Annotated in this window: 21 protein-coding genes; 13 read left to right on the top strand and 8 right to left on the bottom strand. The window is 71.5% G+C overall.

Going from position 1 to position 26519, the window contains the following annotated elements; all coding sequences use genetic code 11:
- Positions 1–79: 79 nt before the first annotated feature.
- From ACQPZZ_RS17280 to ACQPZZ_RS17295, 4 genes are all read left to right on the top strand, one after another.
- The gene (locus ACQPZZ_RS17280; RefSeq protein WP_432933235.1) at positions 80–1078 is read left to right on the top strand and encodes an ABC transporter permease; all 999 of its coding nucleotides are present in this window, start codon (positions 80–82) and stop codon (positions 1076–1078) included.
- On the top strand, positions 1078–1917 hold the full coding sequence (locus ACQPZZ_RS17285) for an ABC transporter permease (protein WP_363642789.1): 840 nt from the start codon (positions 1078–1080) through the stop codon (positions 1915–1917). Before ACQPZZ_RS17280 ends, ACQPZZ_RS17285 begins: the two co-directional genes overlap by 1 nt.
- Positions 1914–3656 carry a dipeptide ABC transporter ATP-binding protein gene (locus tag ACQPZZ_RS17290; protein WP_432933237.1) on the top strand — a complete coding sequence of 581 codons (1743 nt, stop codon included), beginning with the start codon at positions 1914–1916 and terminating at the stop codon, positions 3654–3656. Before ACQPZZ_RS17285 ends, ACQPZZ_RS17290 begins: the two co-directional genes overlap by 4 nt.
- A 70-nt stretch (positions 3657–3726) precedes the next feature.
- Positions 3727–4713 carry an LLM class flavin-dependent oxidoreductase gene (locus tag ACQPZZ_RS17295; RefSeq protein ID WP_432933239.1) on the top strand — a complete coding sequence of 329 codons (987 nt, stop codon included), beginning with the start codon at positions 3727–3729 and terminating at the stop codon, positions 4711–4713.
- 46 nt (positions 4714–4759) lie between these two features.
- Here ACQPZZ_RS17295 and ACQPZZ_RS17300 read toward each other — a convergent pair whose 3' ends face one another.
- Entirely contained in the window at positions 4760–5347 is a 588-nt protein-coding gene (locus ACQPZZ_RS17300) for a TetR/AcrR family transcriptional regulator (RefSeq protein WP_363642783.1), read from the bottom strand.
- Between the two features lie 120 nt (positions 5348–5467).
- Between ACQPZZ_RS17300 and ACQPZZ_RS17305 the strand changes: the two genes are divergently transcribed.
- Positions 5468–6898 carry an MFS transporter gene (locus ACQPZZ_RS17305; RefSeq protein ID WP_432933241.1) on the top strand — a complete coding sequence of 477 codons (1431 nt, stop codon included), beginning with the start codon at positions 5468–5470 and terminating at the stop codon, positions 6896–6898.
- Between the two features lie 69 nt (positions 6899–6967).
- On the opposite strand, the gene ACQPZZ_RS17310 is transcribed toward ACQPZZ_RS17305, so the two are convergent.
- Complete coding sequence (locus tag ACQPZZ_RS17310) at positions 6968–7603, bottom strand: hypothetical protein (protein ID WP_432933243.1); 636 nt, start codon at positions 7601–7603, stop codon at positions 6968–6970.
- A gap of 139 nt (positions 7604–7742) precedes the next feature.
- Complete coding sequence (locus ACQPZZ_RS17315; protein WP_432933245.1) at positions 7743–11348, bottom strand: glycosyl hydrolase family 95 catalytic domain-containing protein; 3606 nt, start codon at positions 11346–11348, stop codon at positions 7743–7745.
- A gap of 364 nt (positions 11349–11712) precedes the next feature.
- Here ACQPZZ_RS17315 and ACQPZZ_RS17320 point away from each other — a divergent pair, with 364 nt between their 5' ends.
- Complete coding sequence (locus ACQPZZ_RS17320) at positions 11713–12432, top strand: FadR/GntR family transcriptional regulator (RefSeq protein ID WP_363642775.1); 720 nt, start codon at positions 11713–11715, stop codon at positions 12430–12432.
- Between the two features lie 42 nt (positions 12433–12474).
- On the opposite strand, the gene ACQPZZ_RS17325 is transcribed toward ACQPZZ_RS17320, so the two are convergent.
- Positions 12475–14457 (bottom strand): alpha-L-fucosidase, encoded by a 1983-nt coding sequence (locus tag ACQPZZ_RS17325; RefSeq protein ID WP_432933247.1) that lies wholly within the window; start codon positions 14455–14457, stop codon positions 12475–12477.
- Between the two features lie 462 nt (positions 14458–14919).
- Positions 14920–15633, bottom strand: a complete 714-nt coding sequence (locus ACQPZZ_RS17330; protein ID WP_432933146.1) for a FadR/GntR family transcriptional regulator — start codon at positions 15631–15633, stop codon at positions 14920–14922.
- A 299-nt stretch (positions 15634–15932) separates the two neighbouring features.
- Between ACQPZZ_RS17330 and ACQPZZ_RS17335 the strand changes: the two genes are divergently transcribed.
- From ACQPZZ_RS17335 to ACQPZZ_RS17345, 3 genes are read left to right on the top strand one after another with little or no spacing between them, the layout of a single operon-like run.
- A complete protein-coding gene (locus ACQPZZ_RS17335) occupies positions 15933–17018 on the top strand; it encodes a sugar ABC transporter substrate-binding protein (RefSeq protein WP_432933249.1) in 1086 nt (361 codons plus the stop codon).
- Positions 17019–17031: 13 nt separating this feature from the next.
- A complete protein-coding gene (locus ACQPZZ_RS17340; protein WP_432933251.1) occupies positions 17032–18597 on the top strand; it encodes a sugar ABC transporter ATP-binding protein in 1566 nt (521 codons plus the stop codon).
- Positions 18590–19636 carry an ABC transporter permease gene (locus ACQPZZ_RS17345; RefSeq protein ID WP_363642765.1) on the top strand — a complete coding sequence of 349 codons (1047 nt, stop codon included), beginning with the start codon at positions 18590–18592 and terminating at the stop codon, positions 19634–19636. Before ACQPZZ_RS17340 ends, ACQPZZ_RS17345 begins: the two co-directional genes overlap by 8 nt.
- A gap of 105 nt (positions 19637–19741) precedes the next feature.
- Here the strand turns inward: ACQPZZ_RS17345 and larE are convergent, their stop codons facing one another.
- From larE to ACQPZZ_RS17360, 3 genes are read right to left on the bottom strand one after another with little or no spacing between them, the layout of a single operon-like run.
- Positions 19742–20620 (bottom strand): ATP-dependent sacrificial sulfur transferase LarE, encoded by an 879-nt coding sequence (larE, locus tag ACQPZZ_RS17350; protein WP_432933254.1) that lies wholly within the window; start codon positions 20618–20620, stop codon positions 19742–19744.
- A complete protein-coding gene (locus tag ACQPZZ_RS17355; RefSeq protein WP_432933256.1) occupies positions 20613–21320 on the bottom strand; it encodes a FadR/GntR family transcriptional regulator in 708 nt (235 codons plus the stop codon). Before ACQPZZ_RS17355 ends, larE begins: the two co-directional genes overlap by 8 nt.
- Complete coding sequence (locus ACQPZZ_RS17360; protein WP_363642759.1) at positions 21321–22610, bottom strand: enolase C-terminal domain-like protein; 1290 nt, start codon at positions 22608–22610, stop codon at positions 21321–21323.
- A 213-nt stretch (positions 22611–22823) separates the two neighbouring features.
- On the opposite strand from ACQPZZ_RS17360, the gene ACQPZZ_RS17365 reads away from it, so the two are divergent.
- Genes ACQPZZ_RS17365 through larA form a run of 4 tightly spaced genes read left to right on the top strand, consistent with a single transcriptional unit; the run spans position 22824 to position 26518 of the window.
- Entirely contained in the window at positions 22824–23627 is an 804-nt protein-coding gene (locus tag ACQPZZ_RS17365) for a fumarylacetoacetate hydrolase family protein (protein ID WP_432933259.1), read from the top strand.
- The gene (locus ACQPZZ_RS17370) at positions 23624–24361 is read left to right on the top strand and encodes an SDR family NAD(P)-dependent oxidoreductase (RefSeq protein ID WP_432933261.1); all 738 of its coding nucleotides are present in this window, start codon (positions 23624–23626) and stop codon (positions 24359–24361) included. Before ACQPZZ_RS17365 ends, ACQPZZ_RS17370 begins: the two co-directional genes overlap by 4 nt.
- A complete protein-coding gene (locus tag ACQPZZ_RS17375; protein ID WP_432933263.1) occupies positions 24358–25272 on the top strand; it encodes an aldo/keto reductase in 915 nt (304 codons plus the stop codon). Before ACQPZZ_RS17370 ends, ACQPZZ_RS17375 begins: the two co-directional genes overlap by 4 nt.
- A complete protein-coding gene (larA, locus tag ACQPZZ_RS17380; RefSeq protein ID WP_432933265.1) occupies positions 25262–26518 on the top strand; it encodes a nickel-dependent lactate racemase in 1257 nt (418 codons plus the stop codon). The genes ACQPZZ_RS17375 and larA overlap by 11 nt, the downstream gene beginning before the upstream one ends.
- Position 26519 lies beyond the last annotated feature (1 nt).

Here is a 26519-nt window from a genome sequence, read left to right on the forward strand (position 1 = left end):
GTCCGTGACACAGGCATCCGTGACACCGGCGCCCGTGACACCGGCGCCCGTGACACCGGCGCCCGTGACACCGGCGCCCGTGACACCGCCGTCCGCGACATCGCTCTCCGGGACCCGGCCGCCCTCGCGGCGGCGTGCGACCCTGCGCGCGCCCGCCTGGCTGAACGCGCCGGTGCGGAGGCTCGTCTCGGCCGTGGCCGTGCTGTGGGCGGCCGCCACGACCGCGTACGGCGCCCTGCTGCTGGCGCCGGGCGACACCGTCGACATCCTCGTGGGCGACGGCGCGGACACGCCGCAGATCCGCGCGCAGATCACCGCGGAGTGGGGGCTGGACCGCCCCGAGGCCGTGCGCTACCTGAGCTACATCGGCCGTCTGCTGCACGGCGACCTCGGCCGTTCCTACCAGTTGCAGCGTGACGTCGGCGAGGTGCTGGCCGGGCAGGTGGGGCCGACGGTGCGGCTGACCCTGGCGGCCGCCGCCGTCGGCGTGGTGCTGGCGCTGGTCCTGGCGGTGGCGACGGCGGGCAGGTCTGCCTGGCCGCGCCGGATCGTCTCCGCCGCCGAGCTGGTGGCGGTGTCGGTGCCGCAGTTCGTGATCGGCATCGTGCTGCTGTTCGTGTTCTCGTTCTCGCTCGGCTGGTTCCCCGTCTCCGGCGCGACCGACCCGCAGGCGCTGGTCCTTCCCGCGCTGGCGCTCGGCCTGCCCGTCGCCGGCGTGCTCGGGCAGGTGCTGAGGGAGGGCCTGGAACGCGCGCTCGAGCAGCCGTTCGCGGTGACGGCGCGCTCGCGCGGCCTCAGCGAGCGGGCCGTGGTGGCCCGGCACGCACTGCGGCACGCGCTCCTTCCCGCCGTCACCCTCACCGGCTGGTTCACCGGCGTCCTGCTCGGCGGGGCCGTCATCACCGAGGCACTCTTCGGCCGTCCGGGGCTCGGCCGGGTGACCATGCAGGCCGTCAGCGGCAAGGACATGCCGGTCGTGATGGCCGTCGTCATCCTGTCCGCGGCGGTGTACGTCACGATCAGCGCCCTGCTCGACCTGGCCTACCGGCTCATCGACCCCCGGCTCAGGAGCACCTGATGGCCGTCGCCGCCCCCGCCCTCAGGCCGGGCGCCCGCCCGCGTCCCGGTCTCGTCCTCGCCCTGCTCGTGCTGGCCGTCCTGGTCGTCGCCGTCGCGGCGCCCGGCCTGGTCACCGGGGCCGATCCGCTGGCGGCCGACCCGCTGCGGGCGCTGGCCCCGCCCGGCGCGGGCCATCCACTCGGCACCGATCACCTCGGCCGCGACGTGTTCGCCCGCGTCGTGTACGGCGCCCGGCACTCGCTCGGCATCGGGGTCCTCGCCACCGCGCTCGCGGTGGGCGCGGGCTCGCTGCTCGGCCTGGCCGCCGGGCTGGCGGCCCGCCTGGCCGGCGAGGCGCTGGCCCGCCTGTTCGACGTGCTGTCGACCTTCCCCGAGCTGCTGCTCGCGCTCCTGGTGATCGCGATCACCGGCCCCGGCACGTGGAACGTCGTCGCCGCGATCGGGATCGCCCAGATCCCCACGTACGCGCGGGTGGTCCGGGCGCAGACGTTCGTCGTGCGCCGCTCCGGCTACGTCGAGCAGGCGGTGACGTTCGGCCACTCGCGGGCGCGGGTCGTCGCCAGGCACGTGCTGCCGGGCGTCGTCGGGCCGGTCCCCGTGCTGGCCACGATGGGGCTCGGCCAGGCCGTCATCGCCACGTCCGGCCTCAGCTTCCTCGGCATGGGCCCCCAGCCGCCCGCCCCCGAGTGGGGCGCGATGCTGGCCGAGTCGCGCGACTACCTGCGCGTGGCCTCGTGGGTGGCCTTCGCGCCCGGGGTGGCCCTCACCCTGTCGGTCGTGTGCCTCACGGTCGCCGGGCGGCACCTCCAGCGGCGCTTCGAGGGAAGGACACCATGACAGAGCTCGCGATCACCCGCACCGACTCCGCGCCCGCCCCCGGCCCTGCCGCCGCTGCGCCGCTCGTCGCTGTGGAGGACCTGCGCGTCACCTTCCCCGCCACCGGCGTCGAGGCCGTACGCGGGCTGTCGCTGTTGATCGCGCCGGGGGAGTGCGTCGCCCTGGTCGGCGAATCGGGGTCGGGCAAGAGCGTCACGGCCCGCGCCCTCATCGGCCTGGCGGGCCCGGGCGCGCACGTGCGGGCGTCGGCCTTCCGCGTCGGCGGCGGCGACGCCCTGACCTTCGGCCCACGCGAGTGGCGCCGTCTGCGCGGGCGGTTCGCCGGGCTGGTCCTGCAGGACGCCATGGTCTCGCTCGACCCGTTGCGGACCGTGGGGGCCGAGATCGCCGAGGTGCTGGCCGAGCATGACGTGGTGCCCCGCCCGCAGCGCCCGCGGCGCGTCCGGGCGCTGCTGGAGGCGGTGGGCGTGCCCGACCCCGAGGTTCGCATGCGGCAGCACCCGCACCAGCTTTCCGGCGGATTGCGGCAGCGGGCCCTGATCGCCTCCGCCATCGCCGCCGAGCCCGAGCTGATCATCGCGGACGAGCCCACCACCGCCCTCGACGTGACCGTGCAGGCTCAGATCCTGCGGCTGCTCGCGGACCGGAAGGCGGCGGGGACCGCGCTGCTGATGATCAGCCACGACCTCGCCGTGGTGGCCGCGGTCGCCGACCGCGTCCTGGTCATGAAGGACGGCCTGGTGGTCGAGGAGGGCCCGGCGCGCGAGGTGCTGACGGCTCCGCGACACGAATACACCCGGACCCTGCTGGCCGCCGTGCCCTCCGCGTCCCCCCGGCCTTCCGGGTCTCCCGTGCCTTCCATATCTCCCCGGCCTTCCGCGTCTCCTGTGCCCTCCGCGTCTTCCTCGCCGGCCGCCTCAGCAGTGCCGCGCCGGCCGCAACGCTCCACCGGGGCCGGCCCGCGCGGCCCGGTGCTCACCGCCACCGGGCTGTCGGTCGCGTACGGCCCGCGCAGGGCCGTGGACGACGTCTCCTTCCATCTCCACGCGGGGGAGACGCTCGGCGTCGTCGGCGAGTCGGGGTCGGGCAAGACGACCCTCGCCCGGCTGGTCCTCGGACTGCTCGCGCCGGACGCGGGTGAGGTGACCCTGCGGGGCGGCCCGTGGAGCGGCCTGCCGGAGCGGGAGCGGCGCCCCCTCCGCCCGGCGGTCCAGGTGATCGCGCAGAACCCGCTGGACTCCTTCGACCCGCGCCACACGGTCGGCCGCCTGGTCGCCGACCCGCTCTCCGCGCTGCCGAGGGGGCGGCGCGGAGAGCGGGCGGCCGAGCTGCTGGGCAGGGTCGGCCTGCCGCCCGAACTGCTCGGCCGGCGTCCGCGGGAGCTGTCCGGCGGCCAGCGGCAGCGCGTGGCCATCGCCCGGGCGCTCGCGTTACGGCCCGAGGTGCTGATCTGCGACGAGCCGGTCTCCGCCCTCGACGTGTCGATCCAGGCCCAGGTGCTCGACCTGCTGGCCGAGATCCAGGCCGAGGACGGGACGGCGTTGCTGTTCATCTCCCACGACCTGGGAGTGGTCCGCCATCTGAGCCACCGGGTCCTGGTCATGAAGGACGGCCGCGTGGTGGAGGAGGGGGACGCCGGTGAAGTCTTCCACCAGCCCCGGCACCCGTACACCCGGGAGTTGCTCGCGGCGGTGCCCCGGCTTCCCGAGGTGGACGAAAGGCGGCGGTTGACAACCTGAGGAATCCTCAGGTTGACTTCGGTGAACCTGAGGAAACCTCCGGATATCCCCCTTTGTGAAGGAGAGGACGTTGGCCGAGGCGATCGCCGTCTCCGTGCACGACACCGCGCCCGTCTGGCGTGGCGACACCGCGGGCGACGCGCTGCGCCGTTCCGTCCACCTGGCCCAGGCCGTCGAGGCACTGGGATACCGGCGCTACTGGGTGGCCGAGCACCACAACACGCCCGCGCTGGCGACGTCGAGCCCGGCCGTGCTCGCCGGGTCCATCCTCGCGGCGACCTCCGCCATCCGCGTCGGCTCCGGTGCGGTGCTGCTGCCCAACCACTCGCCGTACGCGGTGGCCGAGCAGTTCGGCGTGCTGGCCGGGCTCCACCCGGGCCGGGTCGACCTCGGGCTCGGCCGTGCCTCCGGCGGGTCGGGGGAGGCCGCGGCCCGTCTCGGCGACCCGCGCCGGCTCGACTTCGGCGACGCGCTGCGCGAGCTGGGCGAGTACTTCTCCGGCGGCAGCGGCGGCGTGCGCGCGATCCCCGAGCCGGGCGTCCCGCCCGAGATCTGGCTGGTCGGGTCCAGCGCCTCCAGCGCAGCCGCCGCCGGCCGCCTCGGCCTGCCGTACGTGTACGCGCACGCGATCGTGGGCGGCGGGGCGCCGGAGGCGCTGGAGGCGTACCGGCGGGCGTTCCGGCCGTCGGCGGCCCTGGCCGGGCCGCACGCCTGCGTCGCGGTGATCGCGGTCGCGAACGACATCGACGAGCGCGCGCACCGGCTCGCCGCCTCGTTCGTGTACGGCCAGATCCTCATGCGCACGACCGACCCGGCCACCGTGCTGCCGACGGAGGAGGAGACGGCCGCCCACCGGTTCACCGCAGCCGAGGAGCGGTTCCTGCACGAGAAGATCGGCCCGCAGTTCGTCGGCGCTCCCGAGCGCATCGCCCCCCGCCTCGGCGCGTTTCTGCGCCGCACCCGCGCCGACGAACTGTTCGTGCTCACGCAGGTGCCCGACCATCTGGCCAGGATCCGTTCCTACGAACTGATCGCCAAGATCGTCTCGTCTCTGTAGTCGTGCGGTGCCGCTGGAGGACGGGCGGCGGGCGGCGCGGCGAGGGTCAGTCGTCGCGGGTGGTGATGCCCTCCAGGACCAGTTGCAGGAAGCGCGTGCTGCCGTCTCTGCCGGAGGCGGCCTGCTCACGCACCCAGGCCGCGCCGCTGAGGAGGTCGAACAGCTCCTCCGGCGTGAGGTCGGGCCGCACCCTGCCGGCCGCCTGGGCGGCGCGCAGCAGGTCGGCGCCGCTGCGGTGCATCGCGCTGCACATGGCGTGGGAGGGGGTGCCCTCGTCGTACATGCTCTGGGCGAGGATGCCGACCAGGCCGCGGAAGGTGCTGAAGTGCACGACGGCCTCGCGCATCCACGCGGTCAGGGCGTCGAGAGGGTCGGGTCCGGCGGTCAGTCGTTCGGCGTGGGCGACGAGGTTCTCCAGGCCGTCGCGGGTGGCGGCCTCCACGAGTGCGGCGCGGGTGGGGAAGTGCCGGTAGAGCGTGCCGATGGCGACGCCCGCCTGGCTCGCGATGTCCTCCAGCGAGGCGTCGGCGCCGGAGGCCTCGAACGCCTTGCGCGCGGCGGCCAGGATGGCGTCGTAGTTGCGCCGGCCGTCCGCACGCTTCGGGCGCTGGGCGATGTAGGGCTTGGCGTCCACCGGTACCTCCGCTTGACATCCTGAGGGTGCCTCAGGTTAAATTGCGGCCAATCAACCTGAGACGACCTCAGTATAAGTGCACGCTCTAACCTGAGGAAGCCTCGCCCTAGAGGGGGTTTCATGACCACCGAAAGCGTCTCCGGCGACGTTTCGGCCGGGGTGCCCCGGGACGTCCCCGGCCGCACGCGGGCCCTCATGCTCGCCGCGATCGTCGGCGCCGAGTTCATGCTCCAGCTCGACGGCACGATCGTGAACGTCGCGCTCCCGGCCCTGCAGTCCGACCTGCACCTGACGGTGGCAGGGGGATCGTGGGTGCCGAACGGGTTCTTCCTCGCCTTCGGCGGACTGTTGTTGTTCGCCGGCCGTCTCGGCGACGTGCTGGGACACCGCAAGGTCTTCCTCGCCGGAGTCGGCCTGATCGTGGCGGCCTCCCTGGTCGCCGGCCTCGCGCCGAACCTGGAGGTGCTGCTCGCCGGGCGGGTCCTGCAGGGCGCGGGCGCCGCGATCGCCGGCCCCACCGGTCTGGCACTGCTGGCGATCGTCTTCCAGGGCGAGCGGCGGCAGCGGGCCTTCGGGCTCTACTCCACGGTGACCGGGCTCGGCGCCTCCGCGGGAATGGTGCTCGGCGGCCTGCTCACCTGGGCGGGAGGCTGGCGCTGGAGCCTGCTGGTCAACGTGCCGATCGGGCTGGTCATCATGGTGCTCGCCGCCCGTGTCCCCGGTAAGTCCAGTGCTCCTGGTATGCCTCGTGTTCTGGGGGTGCGCAGCGCGCTGCTGAGCACCGCCGCTCTCGGCGCCGCCGTGTACGGCCTGGTCCACGCCGCGGAGCGGGGCTGGGGCGACCGCTGGACGCTGACGGCGCTCGGTGCCGCGGTCGTGCTGGCCGCCGTGCTGCTGCTGGTGGACCGGCGGGCCGCGGAGCCGCTGCTGCCCCCGGCGGTCTTCGCGGGCCGCGAGCGGGCCGGCGCCTTCCTGAGCCTGCTGCTGCTCGCCGCCGTCCTCACCGGCTTCCTGATCTACCTGGTCCAGTATCTCCAGGGCGTACTCGGCTTCAACGCGCTGCAGAGCGGCCTGGCCATCCTGCCGTTCGGCCTGGCGCTGCTCGTCAGCACCCAGCTGCTCACCAAACGCATCGCGAAGGCCGGACTCAAGACCCGCGCGGTGCTCGGCCTGGTGATCGTGCTGGCCGGGGTGGCGTGGCTGACCCGGCTCGACGGCGGCAGCGTCTACGCGGTGGACGTCCTTGCGGCCCTCGTGGTGATGGGGCTGGGCGTCGGCGTGGCGATCATTCCGCTCAACATGATCGTGCTGACCACCGTTCCGGCGGAGTACGCCGGAGTCACCGCGGGAGTGCTGCAGACCGCGCTCACCATCGGGGGCTCGCTCGGCCTTGCCACGATGCTGATTCCGCTCGGCACGGGGAGTCTCGCCGACGCCATCTCCTCGGTGTTCGCCTGGGCGTGCGGCGCGCTGGTGATAGCCCTGGTCGTGGCCCTGGTCTTCTGGTATCGCCCCCGAAGGCGAGGAGCCACCCCCGTCGCGGGGAACTGACGGGGTCGTCCGGGCAGGCCGGCGCGCCGGCCTGCCCGGAACAACAGTGGGTGGTGTCCTGCCTTCGGGTCAGGTCTGGTTGAACAGCGACAGGGTCAGGGTCGAGTGGTACTCGCCGGCGGCGACGTCGACCGGGGTGCGCAGGGCGAGGTCGGCGTTGACCTTCGAGGTGCCGATCTCGTCGGAGGAGTTGGCGGTCGACACCAGCAGCTCCTGACCCTGCAGACCCACCTCCGGGGCTCCGGTGCCGTCGGAGATGACACTGGAGACCGGCTCACCGGCCGACACCGCCCCGGTGGAGGAGTCGCTCAGCAGACGCGGCTTCCATCCCAGGTACTGCGGGCCGATGGTCTTGGCCGGGTCGTCGGAGGCGACGAACTGGCTCGACTGGCCCACGACCGCCCAGAACTCACCGGCGGGGATGTCCTCGGGGTTGCGGGTGTCGGACACCGTCACCGTCGGCAGGGTGCCGGTGAACTGACGGGCGGCGGCGTCGGACCCGTTCTCGGTGAGGGACACCCCGTTGTTGTCGGCGACCGTCATCGACAGCTGACCGGGCGTGGTGATGGGCTCGATCTTCACCGACACGTCGATGCCGCTGCCGGGGTTGTCGTCGGCCAGCGCCGGACCGGCCACGCCGGCACCGGCGAGCGCGACACCGAGCACCGACGCGGCGAGCACCTGCGTGGTCCTGTTGATTTTCATGTTCGCTCCATTTATGGGGGGCGGGGCCGGCCGGCTGTTCGGCCGGCCGGCCCTGGCGTGCGATGGCGGTGTCCCCGGCGCGTGAACGATGGTCACCGCCGACGCGGTCAGCGGTCGGCCGGGGACTCCCCTGGTGTCGTCAGCAGCTGGCCGCGGTGTAGGCGGCGTCGTAGGTCGAGGTGACCTGCTTGCCGCCGATCGTCGCGGTCGCCGTCACGGTGACCTTGCCGGCGTCGATCCGGGGGGCCCGGGTGTTGAAGGACTGGTAGGCCTGCTTGCCCGGAGCCACGTCGGCCACCGTCTTGGTGCCGTACGGCGTGGTCAGAGTGATCGTGGCCGGCACGTCGGAGTCGTTGACGGCCGTGACCGCGAGATACGCCGAGGTGCCGATGCAGCGGGTGGTGGCGGTGACGGTCAGCTTGACCGCGGGGGGCGGCGTGACGGCGTCGAGCGCGACCGCGAAGATGTGCATCGTCGCGACTCCGTTCGCCGCCCGTGCGCTGATGTTGGGCAGGTCGACGCGGGAGATCTCCTTGTTCTGCAGAGCCACGCCCGCGTAGTAGATGGTGGCGGCCGTGTTCTGCCGCTGGTTGTTCGGCCGGTTCTGGTAGGCGGCCACGACGGCGGCGTCACCCTCCGGCCTCGGCGCGCCGTACCAGTCGGGCGAGCTGAGGGTGAAGGTCTGCCTCGTGCCGTCCTTGTAGACGATGGTGGCCGGGCCGGACACCGCGCCGTAGGTGCCGGTCAGCAGGAAGCCGAGCGTCTTGCCGGTGCCGGTCACCTTGAGGGACTGCCCCGAGGCGATGGCGTTGTCGGGGGTGCCCACCGCGACGTTGGGCCACTTGAAGTTCAGCCCGTTCTTGGTGACGGTGGCCCTGGGGGTGACACCGACCGACGCCAGCGCCTGGGCGGAGATGCTGGCGCCGTTGCCGTCGATGCTTCCGGGGGCGGTGTTGGTGTCGTCGGTGACGCCGACGTTGCTGAAGAGCTCCTCCAGCGTCTTCTCCCCGCCGCCCCATACCTGCACCGTGGCCTTGGTGGACGTGGTCCAGGCCTCGCCCGCCTCGGTGCCGCTGACGACGGCGGTGAGGACCGCGGCGCCGGACGCCGCGCCGGTCGCGGGAGTGAGGGTGAACTCCACCGTGGCCTTCGCGTCCGGCGCCAGAGGCCCCACGTTGGCCTGCGCGGGGGCGACGGCCCACCCCTCCGGTGCCTGGAGGGCCACCGTCGCCGACGCCAGCGACGCCTCGACCGCCCGGACCGTGACCTGAACCTTGGCCCCCTGCCCCGGTGTGACCTCGACGGGCGCGGTCACCGAGACCTTCTGCAGCACGTACGCCCGGTAGGTGTGACCGGCCTGCGCCGTGATCGTGACGGCGTCGGGCTCGGTCTTGTCCACCTTGACCGTGCCGCCGGCGACGTCGATGAGCTTGTGGCGGCCGGTGAAGATGCCGCCGCGCACCTTGACGGCACCGTCGCGGTCGGGGGTGATGAGGTACTCGTCGGCCTGCCCGTCGCTCCAGGACGCGCCGACGGTGTGGCCGCCGCGGCCCCGCAGGCCCCGCACCTTGCCGTTGCGCCAGGCCTGCGGGAGCGCCGGCAGCACGTGCAGTTCGCCGGTGTGGCTCTGCAGCAGCATCTCGGCGATGCCGGAGGTGGCGCCGAAGTTGCCGTCGATCTGGAACGGCGGGTGCAGGTCGAACATGTTCGGGGCGAGCCTGGCCGGCGTCACGAGGAGACGCACCAGGTCGTGCGCCCGCTTGCCCTCCTCCATCCGCGCCCAATAGTTGATCTTCCAGGCGAGGGACCAGCCGGTGCCGTCGTCGCCGCGCAACTCCAGCGTGCGCCGGGCGGCCTCGTACAGCTCCGGGGTGCCGCGCTTGGTGATCTGGTGGCTGGGGTGCAGGCCGTAGAGGTGCGAGATGTGCCGGTGGTTGCGCTCGGTCTCCACCCAGTCGTACAGCCACTCCTGGATGTTGCCGCGCGAGCCGATCTTCATCGGAGGGAGCCTGTCCCTGGCGGCCAGGACCTGCGCCCGGAAGCTCGCGTCCACGCCGAGAACCTCGCTCGCCTCCGCGCAGCCGTTGAACAGGTCACGCAGGATCTGGTTGTCCATGGTCGGACCGGCGGCCACGCTGACGTTCGAGTGATGCGGGAGCTCCGGGGAGTTGGACGGGTTCGTGACCAGGTATCCGAGCTTCGGCTCCTCCACGAGCGTGTCGAGGAAGAACTGCGCCGCGCCCTTCATCGCCGGGTAGTTCTTCCTCAGGAACTCGACGTCGCCGGTGAACAGGTAGTGGTCCCAGATCATCGTGGCCAGCCACGCGCCGCCGGTCTGCCACATCCCCCAGAGCGCACCGTCGACGACCGAGGTCGCCCGCCACGCGTCGGTGTTGTGGTGGGTGACCCAGCCGCCGGCGCCGTACTGCACCTGGGCCGTGCGGGCGCCGGTCACCGTGAGATCCTGGATCATGCTGAACACCGGCTCGTAGCACTCCGACAGGTTGGTGGTGTCGGCGGGCCAGTAGTTCATCGGCAGGTTCGCGTTGATCGTGTACTTCGAGTCCCACTGCGGGCTCATCGAGTCGTTCCAGATGCCCTGCAGGTTGGCCGGCTGGGTCCCGGGCCGCGAGCAGCTGATCAGCAGGTAGCGGCCGAACTGGAAGAGCAGCGCGGAGAACTGCGGGTCGTCGACGGCCCCGTGCTGGGTGATCCGGACGTCGGTCGGCTGGTCGGCCGCGTCGGTGCGGTCCAGTTCGAGCGTCGTCCGCTTGAACAGGGCCTGGTAGTCGGCCACGTGCCGGCTGCGCAGCGCGTCGTAGGCCTTGCTCTGGGCGGCGTCGAGGTGCCGCCGCGCGATGCCCTGGTAGTCGCCGCTGACGTCCTTGTAGTTCACGTAGCTGGAGCCGATGGAGATCAGCAGCGTCACGCTGTCCGCGGCGGACACTTGGAGCGTTCCGCCCGAACTGGTGACGGCGCCGCCCTCGGCGACGGCCTTGGCCAGCGCCAGGAACTTGACCTGGCCGGTGATGCCCTCGAAGTTGCCCGAGACGCCGTCGAGCGCCACCGTGGTGCTGTCCGGGCTGGTGAGCGTCGTGCGCTGGGGGCTGTCGAACGTCGCGCTGAACGTGATCGAGCCGGGCTTGTCGGCGGTCAGGCGGATGGCGATGACCTGGTCGGGGGCGCTGGCGAATACCTCGCGCTTGTACCGCACGCCGTTCAGCAGGTAGGTGACGGACGTGGTGGCGGTGGTGAGGTCGAGCTGGCGGTTGTACTCCGTGAACCCGCTGGTGCCGGGGAAGGTCAGCCTGATGTTGCCGACGGTCTGGTAGGCGAGCTGGCCCGCGGGCTTGCCCAGCATGTTCTGGTCGATGAGGGTCTGGGCCTGGCTCCACTGGTCCTCGAAGACCAGGCGCCGGATCTCCGCCAGTGCCGACGCGCCCTTGGGGTTGCTCTGGTCGTACGGCCCGCCGCCCCAGACGGTGTCCTCGTTGAGCTGCAGCCGCTCGGCGTCGACGTTGCCGAACACCATGGCGCCGAGGCGCCCGTTGCCGATCGGGAGGGCGCGGAGCCAGTCCGTGCCGGCGCCCTTGTCGTACCAGAGCGCCATGTCGTTGGCTGCGCGTACCTCCGGGGGCGCCACCGATCCGGCGCGGGCGACCGCCGTCCACTGCATCGGCAACAGCAGGGCTCCGGCTCCGACCGTACCGATCTTCATCAATTGCCTGCGCGACAGGTCTGGCATCTCGCTTCTCCAAGCGCATCGCGGCCTTGCGGACAACCGGCACCCGCGCATGGACGACGAGCTCGCGAACGACGAGACGAGGGGGGTGCGAAGGGGCCGGCGGCTCAACGAGGCTCTGTGTGGGGGGAGTGACCGCAAAGCTACAAAGATTTGATGTATGCGTCAACGGTCGTTATCAAACAGTCCAAAATTGCGCATCTGTAACCGCTTGCGGCGGGAAACATCTAATCTTTGAGCCGGTGGCGCCGCCTGCCGCGGCGGCGTCCGCCGCCACCCGGGGCCGCCGGCCGAGCGGAATACGGTCGGAGCCCCGGGAAGACACCCCCGCATGAGGCTCCGGCCGGGACCGAGGGAACCCACTGCCATGTCACGCACAGAGGACGTAGTAGACAGCATCAAGCGGATGATCCTCGACGGGGCGCTCCGGCCCGGCGACCGCCTGCCCGTGGAGAAGGACCTCGCCGAGTCGCTGGGAGTCTCGCGCGGCGCGTTGCGCGAGGGAGTGTCGGCCCTGTCGATCCTCGGAATCGTCAGCACCCGGCAGGGTGACGGGACCTACGTCACGAGTCTCGACGCGACTCAGCTGCTGGCTCCGATGGGCTTCGTCGTCGACCTGCACGGCCAGGGCGACCCGCGGCACGTGTACGCCGTCCGGCGTCTGCTCGAATGCGAGGCGGCGCGGATCGCCGCCACCAGGATCACCGATGAAGCGCTCGGCCGGGCGAGGGAGCTGCTCGACGAGGCGGCCCGCATGGTCGGCCAGATCGACCACGACCACGAGCGTCTCATCGAGATCGACATCGCCTTCCACCGCATCATCGCCGCCCATTCCGACAACCCGGTCATGGTCGGACTGATCGAGGCGTTCGCCAGGCGGACCGTACGCGGGCGGCTGTGGCGCAGCCGGCACGAGGAGGACGCCGACCGGCGCACCCATGACGAGCACGTGGCGATCTGGACGGCGCTGGCGGCGCGCGATCCCGAACGGGCGCGCATCCGGATGGCCAACCATCTCATCGGGGTCGAGGAGTCCCTGAACCGCCTGCCCGGCGACGGCGACCCGCGCCGGGCAGGGGACCGGTGAGACGCCGCACGCCCTGCGCGCGCGAGCGCGTGGCGGAGTGGGTCAGACCGCGGTGACGGTCCACTGGAGGTTGGTGCTGGAGTCCGGCGCCCACAGCTTCACGTTGGAGCCGACGGTGGTGGTGCCGCCGCTGTCCAGGCACGTGTTCGTGCCGCGGTTGACGATCTGGTAGCGGCCGTTGCCCATGTCGGTCAGCTTCCACTGCTGGTTGTCGCCGCCGTTCCAGGACGCCTGCTTGCACAGCGCGCCGCTGGTGGAGTCGCCCCAGCTGTCGGCGACCATGCCGTTGGTGCGGTTGACGATGCGGTACCACCCGCCACCCAGGTCGACCAGCTGCCACTGCAGGTTGGTGCTGCCGTCCCAGTTCCACTGCTTGAGGTTCGACCCCGACGCCACGTTGCCGCCGCTGTCCAGGACGAGGCCGGTGGCGACGTTCGTGATGCGCACGTAGCCCGTCGGCGTCGAGCCGCCGCCGAGCGAGGGGATCTGGCCGTTGAAGGTCAGCTTGACCACGTACGCCGGCGCGCTGAACGGGGCGGTGGACGAGGGCATCGAGACATGCAGGCCTGAGCCGTCCTGGGTGCGGCCCGGCAGCGTGATGTACTGGCCCGCCGAGGAGCCGAGCAGCTGCACCGAGGCGAGGTTGCCCAGGTTGATCCGGTTCGAGCCCAGGGTCGTGATGTGCAGTGTGCTGCCCGGCCAGCCCAGCACGGTGGCGTACAGGACCGTGTTGTCCTTGCTGCGGGTGAAGCGGATGTCGGTGCCGGTCCCCGCCCGCGGTGTGGTGAAGGAACCGCCGCCCATCTGCGTCGGCCCCTCCCCGTAGACGGCCCAGGCGCGGGTCGAGTAGACGGACTCGCCGAAGCGCTTGAGGTGGTCCCCGATGCCCAGCAGGATCGACCGCTGCCCGGAGGGGATGGTGCCGTCGGCCATCGGGGCGATGTTCAGCAGCATGGTGCCGTTCTTGCTGACCCGGTCGATCAGCGAGTGCAGCATGGCGTTGAGCGAGTAGTAGCCGATGCCGTTGGTGTAGCACCAGCTGGAGCTGGAGATGCTGTCGTCGGTCAGCCAGTAGGGGTTCTGGATGGCGGCCGGGCCGCCGCGCTCGTAGTCGAAGACCTCGCCCCGGGTGTCGAACCCGTCCTTGTACGTCGCGACGACGTCCTTGTTCCAGGCCACCGCCTGGTTGTAGTAGTACGCCAGGAAGGCCAGCCGCCGCGACTCGTCGAGACGGCTGAGGTTGAAGTCCTGCCAGATGATGTCGGGCTGGTAGCCGTCGATGACCTCCTTGAGCTTGTCGTGCCACAGCTGCTGTTCGTCGGCGAAGCCGAGCTGGCCGTACAGCTTCTTGAGCGAGGCGGAGGACTGGGACGGCGCCCACTGGTAGAAGCCGGTGAAGTTGTAGGCGTGGTGCATGGCGACGAGCAGCTTCAGTCCCTTGGCCCGGACGGCGTCGGCGTGTAATCGCAGCAGGTCGAGCCTGGGCCCGGTGGCGACGGAGTTCCACTCGTTGGCCCTGCTGTTCCACATCGAATACCCGTCGTGGTGCTCGGCCACCGGGCCGGCGAATCGCGCGCCGGCGTCGGCGAACAGCTGCGCCCACTCGTTGGGGTCGAAGTTGCCTCCGGCAGACTTCAGCTTCGGCGCGAACTGCACCCAGTTGCCGGCCTTGTCCCGGGCGCCGTTGATGAAGTTGTGGTACGGCCACGCCGACGGATCACCGTAGACGCTCTTGTGGTGGTTGTTCTCGTTCGACCCGTTGTTGTACATGTTGCGCGGGTACCACTCGTTCGCGAACGCCGGGACGCTGAACACGCCCCAATGGAAGTAGATGCCGAACTTGGCGTCCTGGAACCACTCGGCGGCCGGCGGGTGCTGGTCGACCGACGACCAGCTCGGGCTGTAGCTCTGCGGCCCGGCCGTGGCCCACGCGGGGCCTGCCTTGAGGATGCCGGCGGCCGCGCCGAGGCCCGCCGTGACGAGCAGCTGACGGCGGCTGAACTGGAACGACGAAGACGAGGACATGCGGGGAACCTCTCTGGAGCGGAGGAGCTCTGCTGGGGCGTTCCCGACCGGCCGGTAGGCCTCGCCGGCCGTGCGCGGAATGGACGTCCTGCGCGCCGAGGACGTGCACTCGTGGATGTGTCGCGACGGTGCAACGACCTTCACCACATCGACATGGGATGTTTGTAAATCACCGATGGCGATCTGTCCAGGCTTCTCGCCGGACGGCGGACGCGGGCGCGCGTCCGGCGTCATCGCGGATACGACGAGCCCCCGAGGTCCGCGGGAGATCGGGCCGGGCCGGCAGCTCCGCGGACTCCGTGCGCGGCGTCGGCGTTTCCGCATGCCGGATGGCCTGGTGGCGATCCTGTTCATGTGTCCGGGCGCACAGACAACCCATGTCTGTGCAGTTGTGGAGCCCTCTGCCGTCGCGGGAACGGGTCGTCTGTACGTTTCACGCCCCGGCGGCGGCCGGTGGTGTGGTCAGTGTTGGGGTTGTGTGGTGGTGTCGGTGAGGGTGTGGCCGAGGTTGTCGCGTAGCCAGGTTTCCGTGGTGCTGACGTGCATGAGGGCGGCGGCGTGGGCGAGTGGGGCGTCGTGGTGGGCGAGGGCGTGGTAGATGGCGGCGTGTTCGGCGATGGTGCGGCCGGCGGCGTTCGCTTCGGCGAGGCCGCGCCAGACGCGGGAGCGGAGGGTGCGGCCGGCGATGCCGCCGAGGAGGGCGGCCAGTGATTTGTTGCCGGTGGCGTCGAAGACGGCGCGGTGGAAGGCGTCGTCGTGGTGGTTGAGTGCTTCGACGTCGTTTTGGGCGTCGATCATGGCGTTGAGGTGGCGTTCGACTTCGGTGAGCTGGGCGGGGGTGATGCGGGTGGCGGCCAGTCCGGTGGCGACGGGTTCGAAGAGGCGGCGTACTTCGGTGATTTCGAGGAGGTCGTCGCCGCGCATCATTTCGACGGCGAGGCCGACTCCTTCGAGGAGGAGTGCGGGGGACAGGCTGGTGACGTAGGTGCCGTCGCCTCTGCGTACTTCGAGTACGCGGGTGGTGACCAGGGAGCGGACGGCTTCTCTGAGGAGGTTGCGGGACAGGCCGAGTTCGGCGGCGAGTTCCTGTTCGGGGGGGAGCCGGGCGCCCGGGGGGAGGGTCCCGTCCTTGATGAGCTGCCTGATGCGTTCGATCGCCTGCTCGGTCAACGACATAGGAGGATTCTGATACCTCCGGGCCAGTGACCTCCACACGCCCCACTGTCCGGAGAGCCGGACATGCGCCGTCTCTGTCTGCCTCTGAACGCGAGAGCAGGCGATACGTCGGACCCTTCGCAGGTCAGTGCGAGGGATTTTCGTGATTATTCCCTAGGGTCTGGACACTGACCGGGGTTTGGTCATAAAAAGACATCCCATGTCCTGTCAGTGATGAGCCGGCTCCAGGCGAACCTCGCCGGGGTCTGCGGCGCCGTCAGCGGCGGCATGGCACCCGTGGTGCTTGAGAAGGAGAAACGATGGTACGCAGACGGTTCGCGCTCGCCGCGGCCTTGACTTTATCGGGGTGCCTCGCCGTGGCCTGCGGCGGGAACAGCGGGAGTGGCGAGAGCGGCGGCTCCGGCGGCGGTGGCGACGCCGCGGCGAAGCCGGTCATCGGCGTGGACTACCCGCGTTCGGACACCGACTTCTGGAACTCCTACATCAGCTACGTGCCGAAGTCCGCCGCCGAGCTGGGAGCGGACACCAAGACCACCAACTCCCAGAACGACATCGCGAAGCTCACCTCCAACGTGCAGACCCTGGTCGGGCAGGGCGTGAAGGCCGTGGTCATGGCGCCGCAGGACACCGCCGCCGTGGCTCCCACGCTGCAGCAACTCGAGAACAAGAAGATCCCCGCCGTGCTCGTGGACACGCGGCCCGACACGGGGAACGCCTTCATGGTCGTCCGGGCCGACAACCGCGCGTACGGGGAGAAGGCCTGCCGCTTCCTGGGCGAGAAGCTTCAGGGCAAGGGCAAGGTGGTCATGCTGGAGGGCGACCTGGCCTCCATCAACGGCCGCGACCGCACCGAGGCGTTCAACGACTGCATGAAGCAGAACTATCCCGGCATCAAGGTGTTCGGTGAGGCGACGAACTGGGACGGCGCGGTGGCCTCGCAGAAGCTCTCCACGGTCATGACCGCGAATCCGGACGTCAAGGGCGTCTACATGCAGTCGAGCTTCGCCCTCGCGGGCACGCTGCAGGTGCTCAAGCAGCGTGACCTGCTGGTGCCGCCGGACGACCCCAAGCACGTCTTCGTGGTCTCCAACGACGGCATCCCGCAGGAGCTCAAGGACATCGCCGCCGGCAACATCGACGCGACCGTCTCCCAGCCCGCGGACCTGTACGCCAAGTGGGCGCTGTCGTACGCGAAGGCCGCGATCGAGGGCAAGACGTTCCAGCCGGGCAAGACCGACCACGACAGCACCATCATCCAGGTGCGGTCCGGTCTGCTGGAGGACCAGCTGTCCGCGCCGCTCGTCACCGCCGACGGCGGCACGTACGGAGACATCCCCAGCGTGAAGTACGACGACAAGTCGCTGTGGGGCAACAACCTGAGCTGAGAGGGCGTGACCCATGGATGAGTTCGCGGGAGGGCCCGCGAGCCCTCCACCCGCTCGCGACGGCGGGCGGACCCGCACGGGCTCGCCCGTCGCCGAGGCGGAGCGCATCACCAAGAGATACGGCGAGACGGTGGCGCTCGACCGGGCGCACATCACGATCAACCCGGGGGAGACGCACGCCCTCGTCGGCCGCAACGGCGCGGGCAAGTCGACCCTGGTCTCCATCCTGACGGGGCTGCAGGCGCCCGACGACGGCGAGGTCCGCTTCGCCGGGGCCCCCGCTCCGCGGCTCGCCGACCGCGACGCCTGGCGGGAGCGGGTCGCCTGTGTCTACCAGAAGTCCACGATCATCCCCGAGCTGACCGTGGCGGAGAACCTGTACCTGAACCGGCACGATCGGAACCGGTTCGGGCTGGTCGGCTGGAAGGGTCTGTGGCGGAAGGCGGCCGAGCTGCTGGAGGCATGGTCGGTGGACGTCGACGTCCGCCGGCCGGCCGGGGAGCTCGGAGTGGAGCAGCGGCAGTTCGTGGAGATCGCCCGGGCGCTGTCGTTCGGCGCGAGGTTCATCATCCTCGACGAGCCCACCGCCCAGCTCGACGGCGCGGCGATCGCCCGTCTGTTCGACCGGATGCGGGCGATGCGCGAGCAGGGGATCACCTTCCTGTTCATCAGCCACCACCTGCAGGAGATCTACGAGATCTGCGACACGGTCACCGTCTACCGGGACGCCCGGCACATCCTCACCGCACCGGTGGCGGACCTGCCGCAGGGCGAGCTGGTGGCCGCGATGACCGGTGAGGCCGCGGGCCTGCGGGAGCACGCCGTCCGCCCGCCGGTCGCGGCGCAGACCCCGGTGGTCCTCGACGTCCGGGGCCTGTCCGACGGCGACGTCTACCGGGACGTCGACATCCAGGTGCGGGCCGGGGAGATCGTGGGGCTGGCGGGCCTGGGCGGCAGCGGGAAGACCGAGCTGGCCGAGACCCTCGTCGGGCTGCGGGCATCCCAGGAGGGGACCCTGGAGGTCGCCGGGAGCCGCCTCCGCCCCGGAAGCGTGCCGGAGTCGCTGGCCGCCGGTGTGGGCTTCGTGCCCCGGGACCGCCACCACCAGGGGCTCGTCCCCCTGATGTCGATCGCGGATAACGCCACGATGACCGTGCCCGAGCGGCTCGGACAGGCGGGGTTCGTCAGCGGCCGCCGCAAGGACGCACTGGCCCGCGAAATGATCAAAAACCTCGCGATCAAGACACCCGGCCCGGAACTCCCCGTCTCCGGGCTGTCCGGCGGCAACCAGCAGAAGGTCGTCATGGCCCGGGCCCTGGCGAACGACCCCCGTCTGCTCGTGCTGATCACGCCGACCGCCGGGGTCGACGTCCGGTCGAAGGAGTTCCTGCTCGGCAAGGTCGAGGAGATCGCCGACACCGGGACCGGCGTCGTGATCGCCTCCGACGAACTAGACGACCTGCGCCTGTGCAACCGGGTGCTGGTGATGTTCCACGGCCGCGTCGTCGCGGAACTGGCCGCCGGCTGGCACGACCACGAGATGGTGGCCGCCATGGAAGGAGTCGACCTCGATGCCTGAGACCACCGCCGCACACGCCACGGCGGGACACCCGCCGAGCCCGCCGGGCCCGGAGGAGGCGGAACGGCGCCGCCCGAGGATCCCCCTGGCGCGGCTGCGGGACTTCGCGCTGGTCCCCGCGGTCATCGTGATCGCGATCGTCGGGCAGATCGTCAACCCGATCTTCCTGCAGAGCGACAACCTGATCAACATCCTGCAGACGATGTCGGAGATCTCGCTCCTCGTCCTGGCGCAGACGCTCGTGCTGATCGCGGGCAGGATGGACCTCTCGCTTGAGTCGACCTTCGGGCTGGCGCCCGGCGTCGCCGCCTGGCTGACGGTCGCGAGCGGAACGGGGGCCGGGCTCGGCCTGCTGCCCGGCGCCTGGGGGATTCCCATCACCCTCGCGGTGGGGGTGCTGGTCGGAGTGGTGAACTCGCTGTTCATCGTCCGCTTCGGGCTCAACGGCTTCATCGTCACGCTGGGCATGCTCATCGTGCTGCGCGGCCTGCTCACCGGCATCTCCGGCGGGCAGACCTTCTTCAACCTCCCCGACTCGATGACCTACTTCGGCTCCACGATGTGGCTCGGCGTGCCGGCGTCGATCTGGATCTGCCTGCTGCTGTTCGCGGCGGGCATCGTGGTGATGGGCTTCACCCGGTTCGGCCGGGCGCTCTACGCGATCGGCGGCAACGTCGACGCCGCCAAGGCGGCCGGTATCCGCACCGACCGGGTGCTGTGGATCACGCTGATCTCCGCCAGCCTGCTGGCCGCGATCGGCGGCCTCCTGCTGACGGGCCGGCTCGCCTCCGTCGCCGCCGCCCAGGGCGACGGCGCGATCTTCACGGTGTTCGCCGCCGCCGTCATCGGCGGCGTCAGCCTCAACGGAGGCAAGGGCACCGTGTTCGGCGCGTTCACCGGCATCCTGCTGCTGTACATGATCCAGAACGTCCTCACTCTCGCAGGCGTCCCCGCGCAGTGGATCCAGGCGCTCAACGGGGCGATCATCCTCACCGCGCTCGCGATCTCCCGCCTCACCGGCGGCAAGTCGCAGGACTGACGGGTTCCGCCGACCCGGGCGATCTCGTACGCGCCCGGGCCGGCGGCGTCCGCGCGGGGCTCGGCGCCCGGACGCGTACGAGACGGTTGAGAGAGGAGCGGCGGGTTATGAGGGGAGCAGCGGCAGCAACGCGTTGAGGCGCCCGGACGCGAAACCCGACAGGTCGAGCGAGCAGAAGGTGAAGCCGGCGCCGCGGACCGCGGCGTCGACGCGCTCGCGCAGCTCGCACGCGCGGGGGATCTCGGCCTTCGGCACCTCGACCCGGGCGAGCGTGCCGCCGGCGTGGGCGCGCACCCGGCACACCGGGAAGCCGAGGTCGCGCAGCGCGGCCTCGGCGGCCTCGATCCTGCCCAGGACCTCCGGGGTGACCGGGTCGCCGTAGCTGACCCGCGAGGCCAGGCAGGGCGCGGCGGGTTTGTCCGCGGTGACCAGGCCGAGCTCCCGGCTGACCGCGCGGACGCCGGCCTTGGTCAGGCCGGCGTCCACCAGCGGAGTGACGGCCCCGCGCTCGGCCGCGGCCCGCTGCCCGGGCCGGTGGTCGCCGAGGTCGTCGAGGTTGGTGCCGAGTGCGATCCTGGCGCCCATGGCGGCCGCCAGCGGCGCGAGCGCGTCGAACAGCGCGGACTTGCAGTGGTAGCAGCGGTCGCGGCCGTTGGCGGCGTACTCGGGCCGGTCGGCCTCGTCGGTGCAGACCTCCAGGTGGGTCAGCCCGTGGCGGCGCGCGAAGTCGCGGGCCGCGGCCCGTTCGGAGGCGGCGAGGCTGGGGGAGACCGCGGTCACGGCGAGCGCCCGGGTGCCGAGCACCCGGGCGGCGGCGAAGGCGAGCAACGCGGAGTCCGCGCCGCCGGAGTAGGCGACGACGATCGCACTCTCCTCGCGCAGCCGCGCCGTCAGCCGCTCCATCAGCCGCGCCGGGGCGTCGTTCTGGGCGCCGTCCGGGGGGTTCGCCGTCGTCCGGTCCGCGGGAGCAGGGCGGTCACTCACCTGGGCCTCCATATGTACGTGTGCCGGCGAGGCTCTCCTCGACCCCGAGGACGTGCAGGGCGGCGTGGAGCCGGGCCCGCTCGGCGTCCCGCGCCAGCAGTGCCCGATGCACGGCCCGGTGCTCCCGCAGGGTGCGCTGGGCCGCCTCGGGGTCGCTCATGCCGCGCCAGATCCTGGCCCGCACGGTGCGGCCGGACATGTTGTGGATGACCGCGGCGAGCACGGCGTTGCCGCAGTGGGAGGTGATGAGGGCGTGGAAGTCCTGGTCGAGGGCGACGAGTTTCTCGTGGTCGATCACGTCTGCCGCGGCCACCTTCTCGGCGTCGTCGAGCAGCTCGCCCAGGCGGGCGAGATCGGCGTCGGTGATGCGCGTGGCGGCGAGGGCCGTCGCCTCCGCCTCCAGGATTCTGCGTACGTGCAGGAACTGCCCGGCTCCGGCGTCCAGGTGGATGTCGGCGACGAAGCTCATCCCGTCGAGCAGAAGGCCGGGGGACAGGCTGGTGACGTAGGTGCCGTCCCCCTGGCGCGTCTGCAGGACCCGCATGGCGATCAGCGCGCGTACGGCCTCACGCAGGGTGTTGCGGGCGACGCCGAGCTGTTCGGCGAGGTCCTTCTCGGCGGGAAGCTTCTGTCCGGGGCGCAGCTTCCCGTCGATGATCATCTGTTTGATCGTGTCGATCGCCGTTTCGATGGCGCCCACTCAGCCTCCCCAATGGTGGCCATCAGGGTAGCGGTAGCCGGCGATCGACTCGGGGTGCATGCGGGCGCTGTAGCCGGGGGCCTCGGGCAGCCGGTAGTGGCCGCGCTCGATGCGGACGGGGTCGGTGAAGTGCTCGTGCAGGTGGTCGACGTACTCGAGGACCCGGCCCTCCAGGCTGCCGCTCACGCAGACGTAGTCGACGACGGACATGTGCTGGACCAGCTCGCACAGGCCCACACCCCCCGCGTGCGGGCAGACTGGCACGCCGAACTTGGCCGCCATCAGCAGCACGGGGACGATCTCGTTGACCGACGCCAGCCGGCAGGAGTCGATCTGGCAGTAGTCGATCGCGCCGGCCTGCAGGAGTTGCTTGAACATGACGCGGTTGTGGCAGTGCTCACCGGTGGCGACGCCGACGGGGGCGACGGCCTTGCGGATGGCCGCGTGCCCGAGGACGTCGTCGGGGCTGGTCGGCTCCTCGATCCACAGCGGCTCGTACGGCGCGAGCCGGTTGACCCACTCGATGGCCTGGGGCACGTCCCACACCTGGTTGGCGTCGATCATCAACGTGCGCTCGCCGAGCTCCTCCCTGGCGATCGACAGGCGGCGGATGTCGTCCTCGATGTTCGCGCCGACCTTGAGCTTGACGTGCGTCCAGCCGTCGGCGACGGCCTCACGGATAAGGTGGCGCAGCTTGCCGTCGTCGTAGCCGAGCCAGCCCGGGGTGGTGTTGTAGGCGGGGTAGCCGCGCCCGGCGAGCTCGGCGATCCGCTCCCCGCGCGTCGGCGCGAGCCTGGCCAGCATCTCGACGGCCTCGGCGGGGGTCAGCACGTCGGACAGATAGCGGAAGTCGCAGGCGGCCACCAGCTCCTCGGGCGACATGTCGGCGAGGAGGCGCCACAGCGGCACGCCGGCCCGGCGTGCGGCAAGGTCCCAGGCGGCGTTCAGCACGGCCGCGGCGGCGAGGTGCACCACGCCCTTCTCCGGGCCGAGCCAGCGCATCTGGCTGTCGGACATGATCTCCCGGTAAAGGCCGCCAAGGTCGCCTGCCAGCTCGTCCACGTCACGCCCGGCCAGCCGGGCCCCGATCTGCCGGGCCGCGGCCACGCACAGGTCGTTGCCGCGCCCGATGGTGAACGTCAGGCCGTACCCGGCCAGGTCGCCGTCGGTCTCCAGCACCACGTACGCCGCCGAGTAGTCGCCGTCCGGGTTCATCGCGTCCGAGCCGTCGAGTGTCGCGGAGGTGGGAAACCTGATGTCGATCACGTCCACAGAAGTGATCACCGGCATGGGCGGACTCCAATTGGTCGGATGAATATGGATCGAACAGTAAGGTCACCGGGAGCGATGGTCAAGAGAATCCGCAAATGCCCCATAGGAGGCTTTACTTCAACCCGATGAATCTGACAGGCTCGGCACCACATACGCACCTGTGACACCAGCGGGAGAAGGCAGATCGTGAAGCTGTTGCGAGTGGGTCCGGCGGGTGAAGAGCGGCCTTGCGTGTTGGGACCGGACGGGCGGGTGCTCGACCTGTCGTCGCTGACGGCCGACATCGACGGCGCGTTCCTCGCGGGAGGAGGCGTCGAGCGCGTGCGGACCGCCCTGGCGGAGGGCGCCCTGCCCGAGGCCGGGCCGTACGAGCGGGTGGGCGCCCCGATCTCCAGGCCCGGGAAGATCGTGTGCATCGGCCTCAACTACTCCGACCACGCGGAGGAGACCGGGGCGGCGATCCCCGCCGAGCCGGTGGTGTTCATGAAGGCCTCCAACACGCTCGTCGGTCCCGACGACGAGGTGCTGGTGCCGCGGCGCAGCGTGAAGACCGACTACGAGGTCGAGCTGGCGGTGATCCTCGGCCGTACCGCCCGCTACCTGGACTCCCCGGACGACGCGGCCGAGGTGATCGCCGGGTACGCGATCGCCAACGACGTGTCGGAGCGGGAGTTCCAGAACGAGCGCGGCGGCCAGTGGGACAAGGGCAAGTCGTGTGAGACGTTCAACCCGCTCGGCCCGTGGCTGGTGACGGCCGACGAGGTCGGCGACCCGCAGGCGCTGGGATTGCGGCTGTGGGTCGACGGCGAACCGCGCCAGAACGGGAACACGAAGAACCAGATCTTCGGCGTGCATCACGTGATCTGGTATCTCAGCCAGTTCATGGTGCTGGAGCCGGGCGACGTGGTGAACACCGGCACCCCGGCGGGGGTGGCACTCGGCCGCGGCCCGCAGGCGTACCTGCGGGAGGGCCAAGTGGTGGAGCTGGAGATCGACGGCCTCGGCCGCCAGCGCCAGCGGGTGGGCCAGGCATGAGTGAGGAGTTCGAGGGCCTGGTGGCGATCGTCACCGGTGGGGCCTCGGGCATCGGCAGGGCCGTCGCCGAGGAACTGGCCGCGCGGGGCGCCCGGGTCGCCGTCCTGGACCTCAAGGACACCGAGTTCGTCTGCGACGTCACCGACGACGCCTCCGTACGCGCGGCGGTGGCGGCGGTGGCGGAGCGGTACGGCAGGATCGACGTGCTGGTGAACAACGCGGGCATCGGCGCGCAGGGCACGGTGGCCGACAACGACGACGCCGAGTGGCTGCGCGTGTTCGACCTGAACGTGGTGGGGATCGCCCGGGTGACCAGGGCGGCGCTGCCGCACCTGCGCAGGTCGCCGCACGCGGCGATCGTCAACACCTGCTCGATCGCCGCCACTGCCGGGCTGCCGCAGCGGGCGCTGTATTCGGCGTCCAAGGGGGCGGTGCTCGCGCTCACCCGCGCGATGGCGGCCGACCACCTCCGCGAGGGGATCCGGGTCAATTGCGTCAACCCCGGCACCGTCGACACCCCCTGGGTCGGCCGGCTGCTGGACGCCGCCCCCGATCCGCAGGCCGAGCGCGCGGCGTTGTGCGCCCGCCAGCCGCACGGCCGCCTGGTCACGGCGCAGGAGGTCGCCCACGCCGTCGCGTACCTGGCCAGCCCGCGTGCGGGGTCGACGGCCGGGGTCGAGCTGGCCGTGGACGGCGGGATGTCCGGCCTGCGGCTGAGGCCGGTGACCTCGTGAAGCTCTCCCTCGGGCCGTACGGGCTGGGCACCGCGCCGCTGGGCGGGCTGTTCGCGCCGGTGAGCGAAGAGCAGGCCGAGGAGGCGCTGGCCGCGGCGTGGGAGGCGGGGATCCGCTACTTCGACACCGCGCCGCACTACGGGACCGGGCTGGCGGAGGAGCGTCTCGGACGCTTCCTGCGCGGCCTGCCCGGCCAGGCCGCCGGGGAGGCGGTCGTCTCCACGAAGATCGGCCGCGTCCTCGTGCCCGGGCAGGGCGAGGAGGACGGGTTCCCCGGCCGCACGCAGTATGTGCGGGTGCGGGACTACAGCCGCGACGGGGTGCTGCGCTCGCTGGACGACAGCCTGAGACGCACCGGGCTGGACCGGTTCGACCTGGTGTTCATCCACGACCCGGACGACCACTGGGAGCAGGCCGCGGGCGAGGCGTACCCCGCGCTGGCCGAGCTGCGCGACCAGGGCGTGGTCGGCGCGATCGGCGCAGGGATGAACCAGGCCGAGATGCTGACCCGGTTCGTCCGCGAGACCGACCTGGACGCCGTGCTAATCGCGGGACGCTACACGCTGCTCGACCGCTCCGCCGCCGGGGAACTGCTGCCCGAGTGCGAACGGCGTGGTGTCGCCGTCGTCGCCGGCGGGGTGTTCAACAGCGGTGTCCTCGCCGGCGGCACCACCTTCGACTACGACGCCGCCCCGCCGGCCGTGCTGCGGCGGGCGCGCGAGCTGGAGCGGATCTGCGCGTCGCACGGCGTGCCGCTGCCCGCCGCGGCCCTGCTGTTCCCGCACCGGCATCCGGCCGTCACCACGGTCCTGTTCGGCGCGCGCAGCGCGGAGGAGGTGCGGGAGGACCTCGATCTGGCCGCCACCCCCGTGCCCGGGGAACTGTGGGAGGAGCTGGACCATGCGGGTTGAGCTCGCCTACGGCACGGACGGTCTCGTGCTGGACCTGCCGGACGACAGGACCACGGTGATCGCGCCGGTCGCCAGGCCCGCCGTGGCGGACGAGGCCGCCGAGGTGCTGCGGGCCCTGCGCGAACCGGTCGCGGGCCCGCCGCTGCGGGAACGGGTGCGGCCCGGCCAGACGGTGGCGATCTCCGCCTGCGACGGCACGAGACCCCAGCCGCGCCACCTGATGATCCCGGCGATCCTGGCCGAGCTGGACGGGATCGTGCACCTCGACGACGTGGTGATCCTGGTGGCCACCGGCACCCACCGCGGCAACACGGACGAGGAACTGCGCGCGATGTTCGGCGACCAGGTCGTCGACGCCGTGCGGATCGTCAATCACGACGCGCGTGACGCGTCGTCCCTGAGGTGGATGGGCAGGCACGGCAAGGACGTCCCGGTCTGGCTGAACCGGGAGTGGACGGACGCCGACGTGCGGATCACGACCGGCTTCGTCGAGCCGCACTTCTTCGCCGGGTTCTCCGGCGGGCCGAAGCTGGTCGCGCCCGGGCTCGCCGCCCTGGAGACCGTGCTCACCCTGCACGACGCGGCCCGGATCGGCGACCCCCGGGCCACCTGGGGCGTCATCGAGGGCAACCCGGTGCACGACGACGTCCGCGCCATCGCGGAGGCGACCGGAGTCACCTTCGCCCTCGACGTCGTGCTCAACCGGGAGCAGAAGATCGTGCGGGCGTTCGGCGGCGACCTGCCGCCGATGCACGCCGCCGCCACGGCCGTCGCCCGAGCCGTCGCGATGCGGCCGGTCGCCGAGCCCTTCGACGTGGTGGTGACCACCAACGCCGGATTCCCGCTGGACCAGAACCTGTACCAGTCGGTGAAGGGCATGAGCGCCGCCGCCCAGGTCGTGCGGCCCGGCGGCACGATCGTCTGCGCCGCCGAGTGCCGGGACGGGTTCCCCGACCACGGCTCCTACCGCGACATACTCACCTCCGCCGCCTCCCCCGACGCGCTGTTCGAGGAGATCTCCCGCCGCACCGAGACCGTGCCCGACCAGTGGCAGGTCCAGATCCAGGCCCGCATCCAGCGGCACGCCCGCGTGGTCATGCACACCTCGCACCTGGACGACGCCGACCTGGCCGCCGCACACCTGGAGCAGACCGGCGACATCGCCGCCACGGTGCGGGACCTGCCCGGCCGGGTCTGCGTCCTGCCCGAGGGGCCCATGACCATTCCGTACCTCGGGGGAGGATGAC

It is taken from the genome of Microbispora sp. CA-135349, from assembly GCF_050947365.1.
Classification (GTDB): domain Bacteria; phylum Actinomycetota; class Actinomycetes; order Streptosporangiales; family Streptosporangiaceae; genus Microbispora.

What these genes read in the sequence shown, in the direction of transcription:
- ACQPZZ_RS17285 (WP_363642789.1), top strand. Translation starts at nt 1,078, where the DNA reads ATGGCCGTCGCCGCCCCCGCCCTCAGGCCGGGCGCCCGCCCGCGTCCC.
- ACQPZZ_RS17290 (WP_432933237.1), top strand. Translation starts at nt 1,914, where the DNA reads ATGACAGAGCTCGCGATCACCCGCACCGACTCCGCGCCCGCCCCCGGC.
- ACQPZZ_RS17305 (WP_432933241.1), top strand. Translation starts at nt 5,468, where the DNA reads ATGACCACCGAAAGCGTCTCCGGCGACGTTTCGGCCGGGGTGCCCCGG.
- ACQPZZ_RS17310 (WP_432933243.1), bottom strand. Translation starts at nt 7,603, where the DNA reads ATGAAAATCAACAGGACCACGCAGGTGCTCGCCGCGTCGGTGCTCGGT.
- ACQPZZ_RS17315 (WP_432933245.1), bottom strand. Translation starts at nt 11,348, where the DNA reads ATGCCAGACCTGTCGCGCAGGCAATTGATGAAGATCGGTACGGTCGGA.
- ACQPZZ_RS17320 (WP_363642775.1), top strand. Translation starts at nt 11,713, where the DNA reads ATGTCACGCACAGAGGACGTAGTAGACAGCATCAAGCGGATGATCCTC.
- ACQPZZ_RS17325 (WP_432933247.1), bottom strand. Translation starts at nt 14,457, where the DNA reads ATGTCCTCGTCTTCGTCGTTCCAGTTCAGCCGCCGTCAGCTGCTCGTC.
- ACQPZZ_RS17330 (WP_432933146.1), bottom strand. Translation starts at nt 15,633, where the DNA reads ATGTCGTTGACCGAGCAGGCGATCGAACGCATCAGGCAGCTCATCAAG.
- ACQPZZ_RS17335 (WP_432933249.1), top strand. Translation starts at nt 15,933, where the DNA reads ATGGTACGCAGACGGTTCGCGCTCGCCGCGGCCTTGACTTTATCGGGG.
- ACQPZZ_RS17340 (WP_432933251.1), top strand. Translation starts at nt 17,032, where the DNA reads ATGGATGAGTTCGCGGGAGGGCCCGCGAGCCCTCCACCCGCTCGCGAC.
- ACQPZZ_RS17345 (WP_363642765.1), top strand. Translation starts at nt 18,590, where the DNA reads ATGCCTGAGACCACCGCCGCACACGCCACGGCGGGACACCCGCCGAGC.
- ACQPZZ_RS17360 (WP_363642759.1), bottom strand. Translation starts at nt 22,610, where the DNA reads ATGCCGGTGATCACTTCTGTGGACGTGATCGACATCAGGTTTCCCACC.
- ACQPZZ_RS17370 (WP_432933261.1), top strand. Translation starts at nt 23,624, where the DNA reads ATGAGTGAGGAGTTCGAGGGCCTGGTGGCGATCGTCACCGGTGGGGCC.
- larA (WP_432933265.1), top strand. Translation starts at nt 25,262, where the DNA reads ATGCGGGTTGAGCTCGCCTACGGCACGGACGGTCTCGTGCTGGACCTG.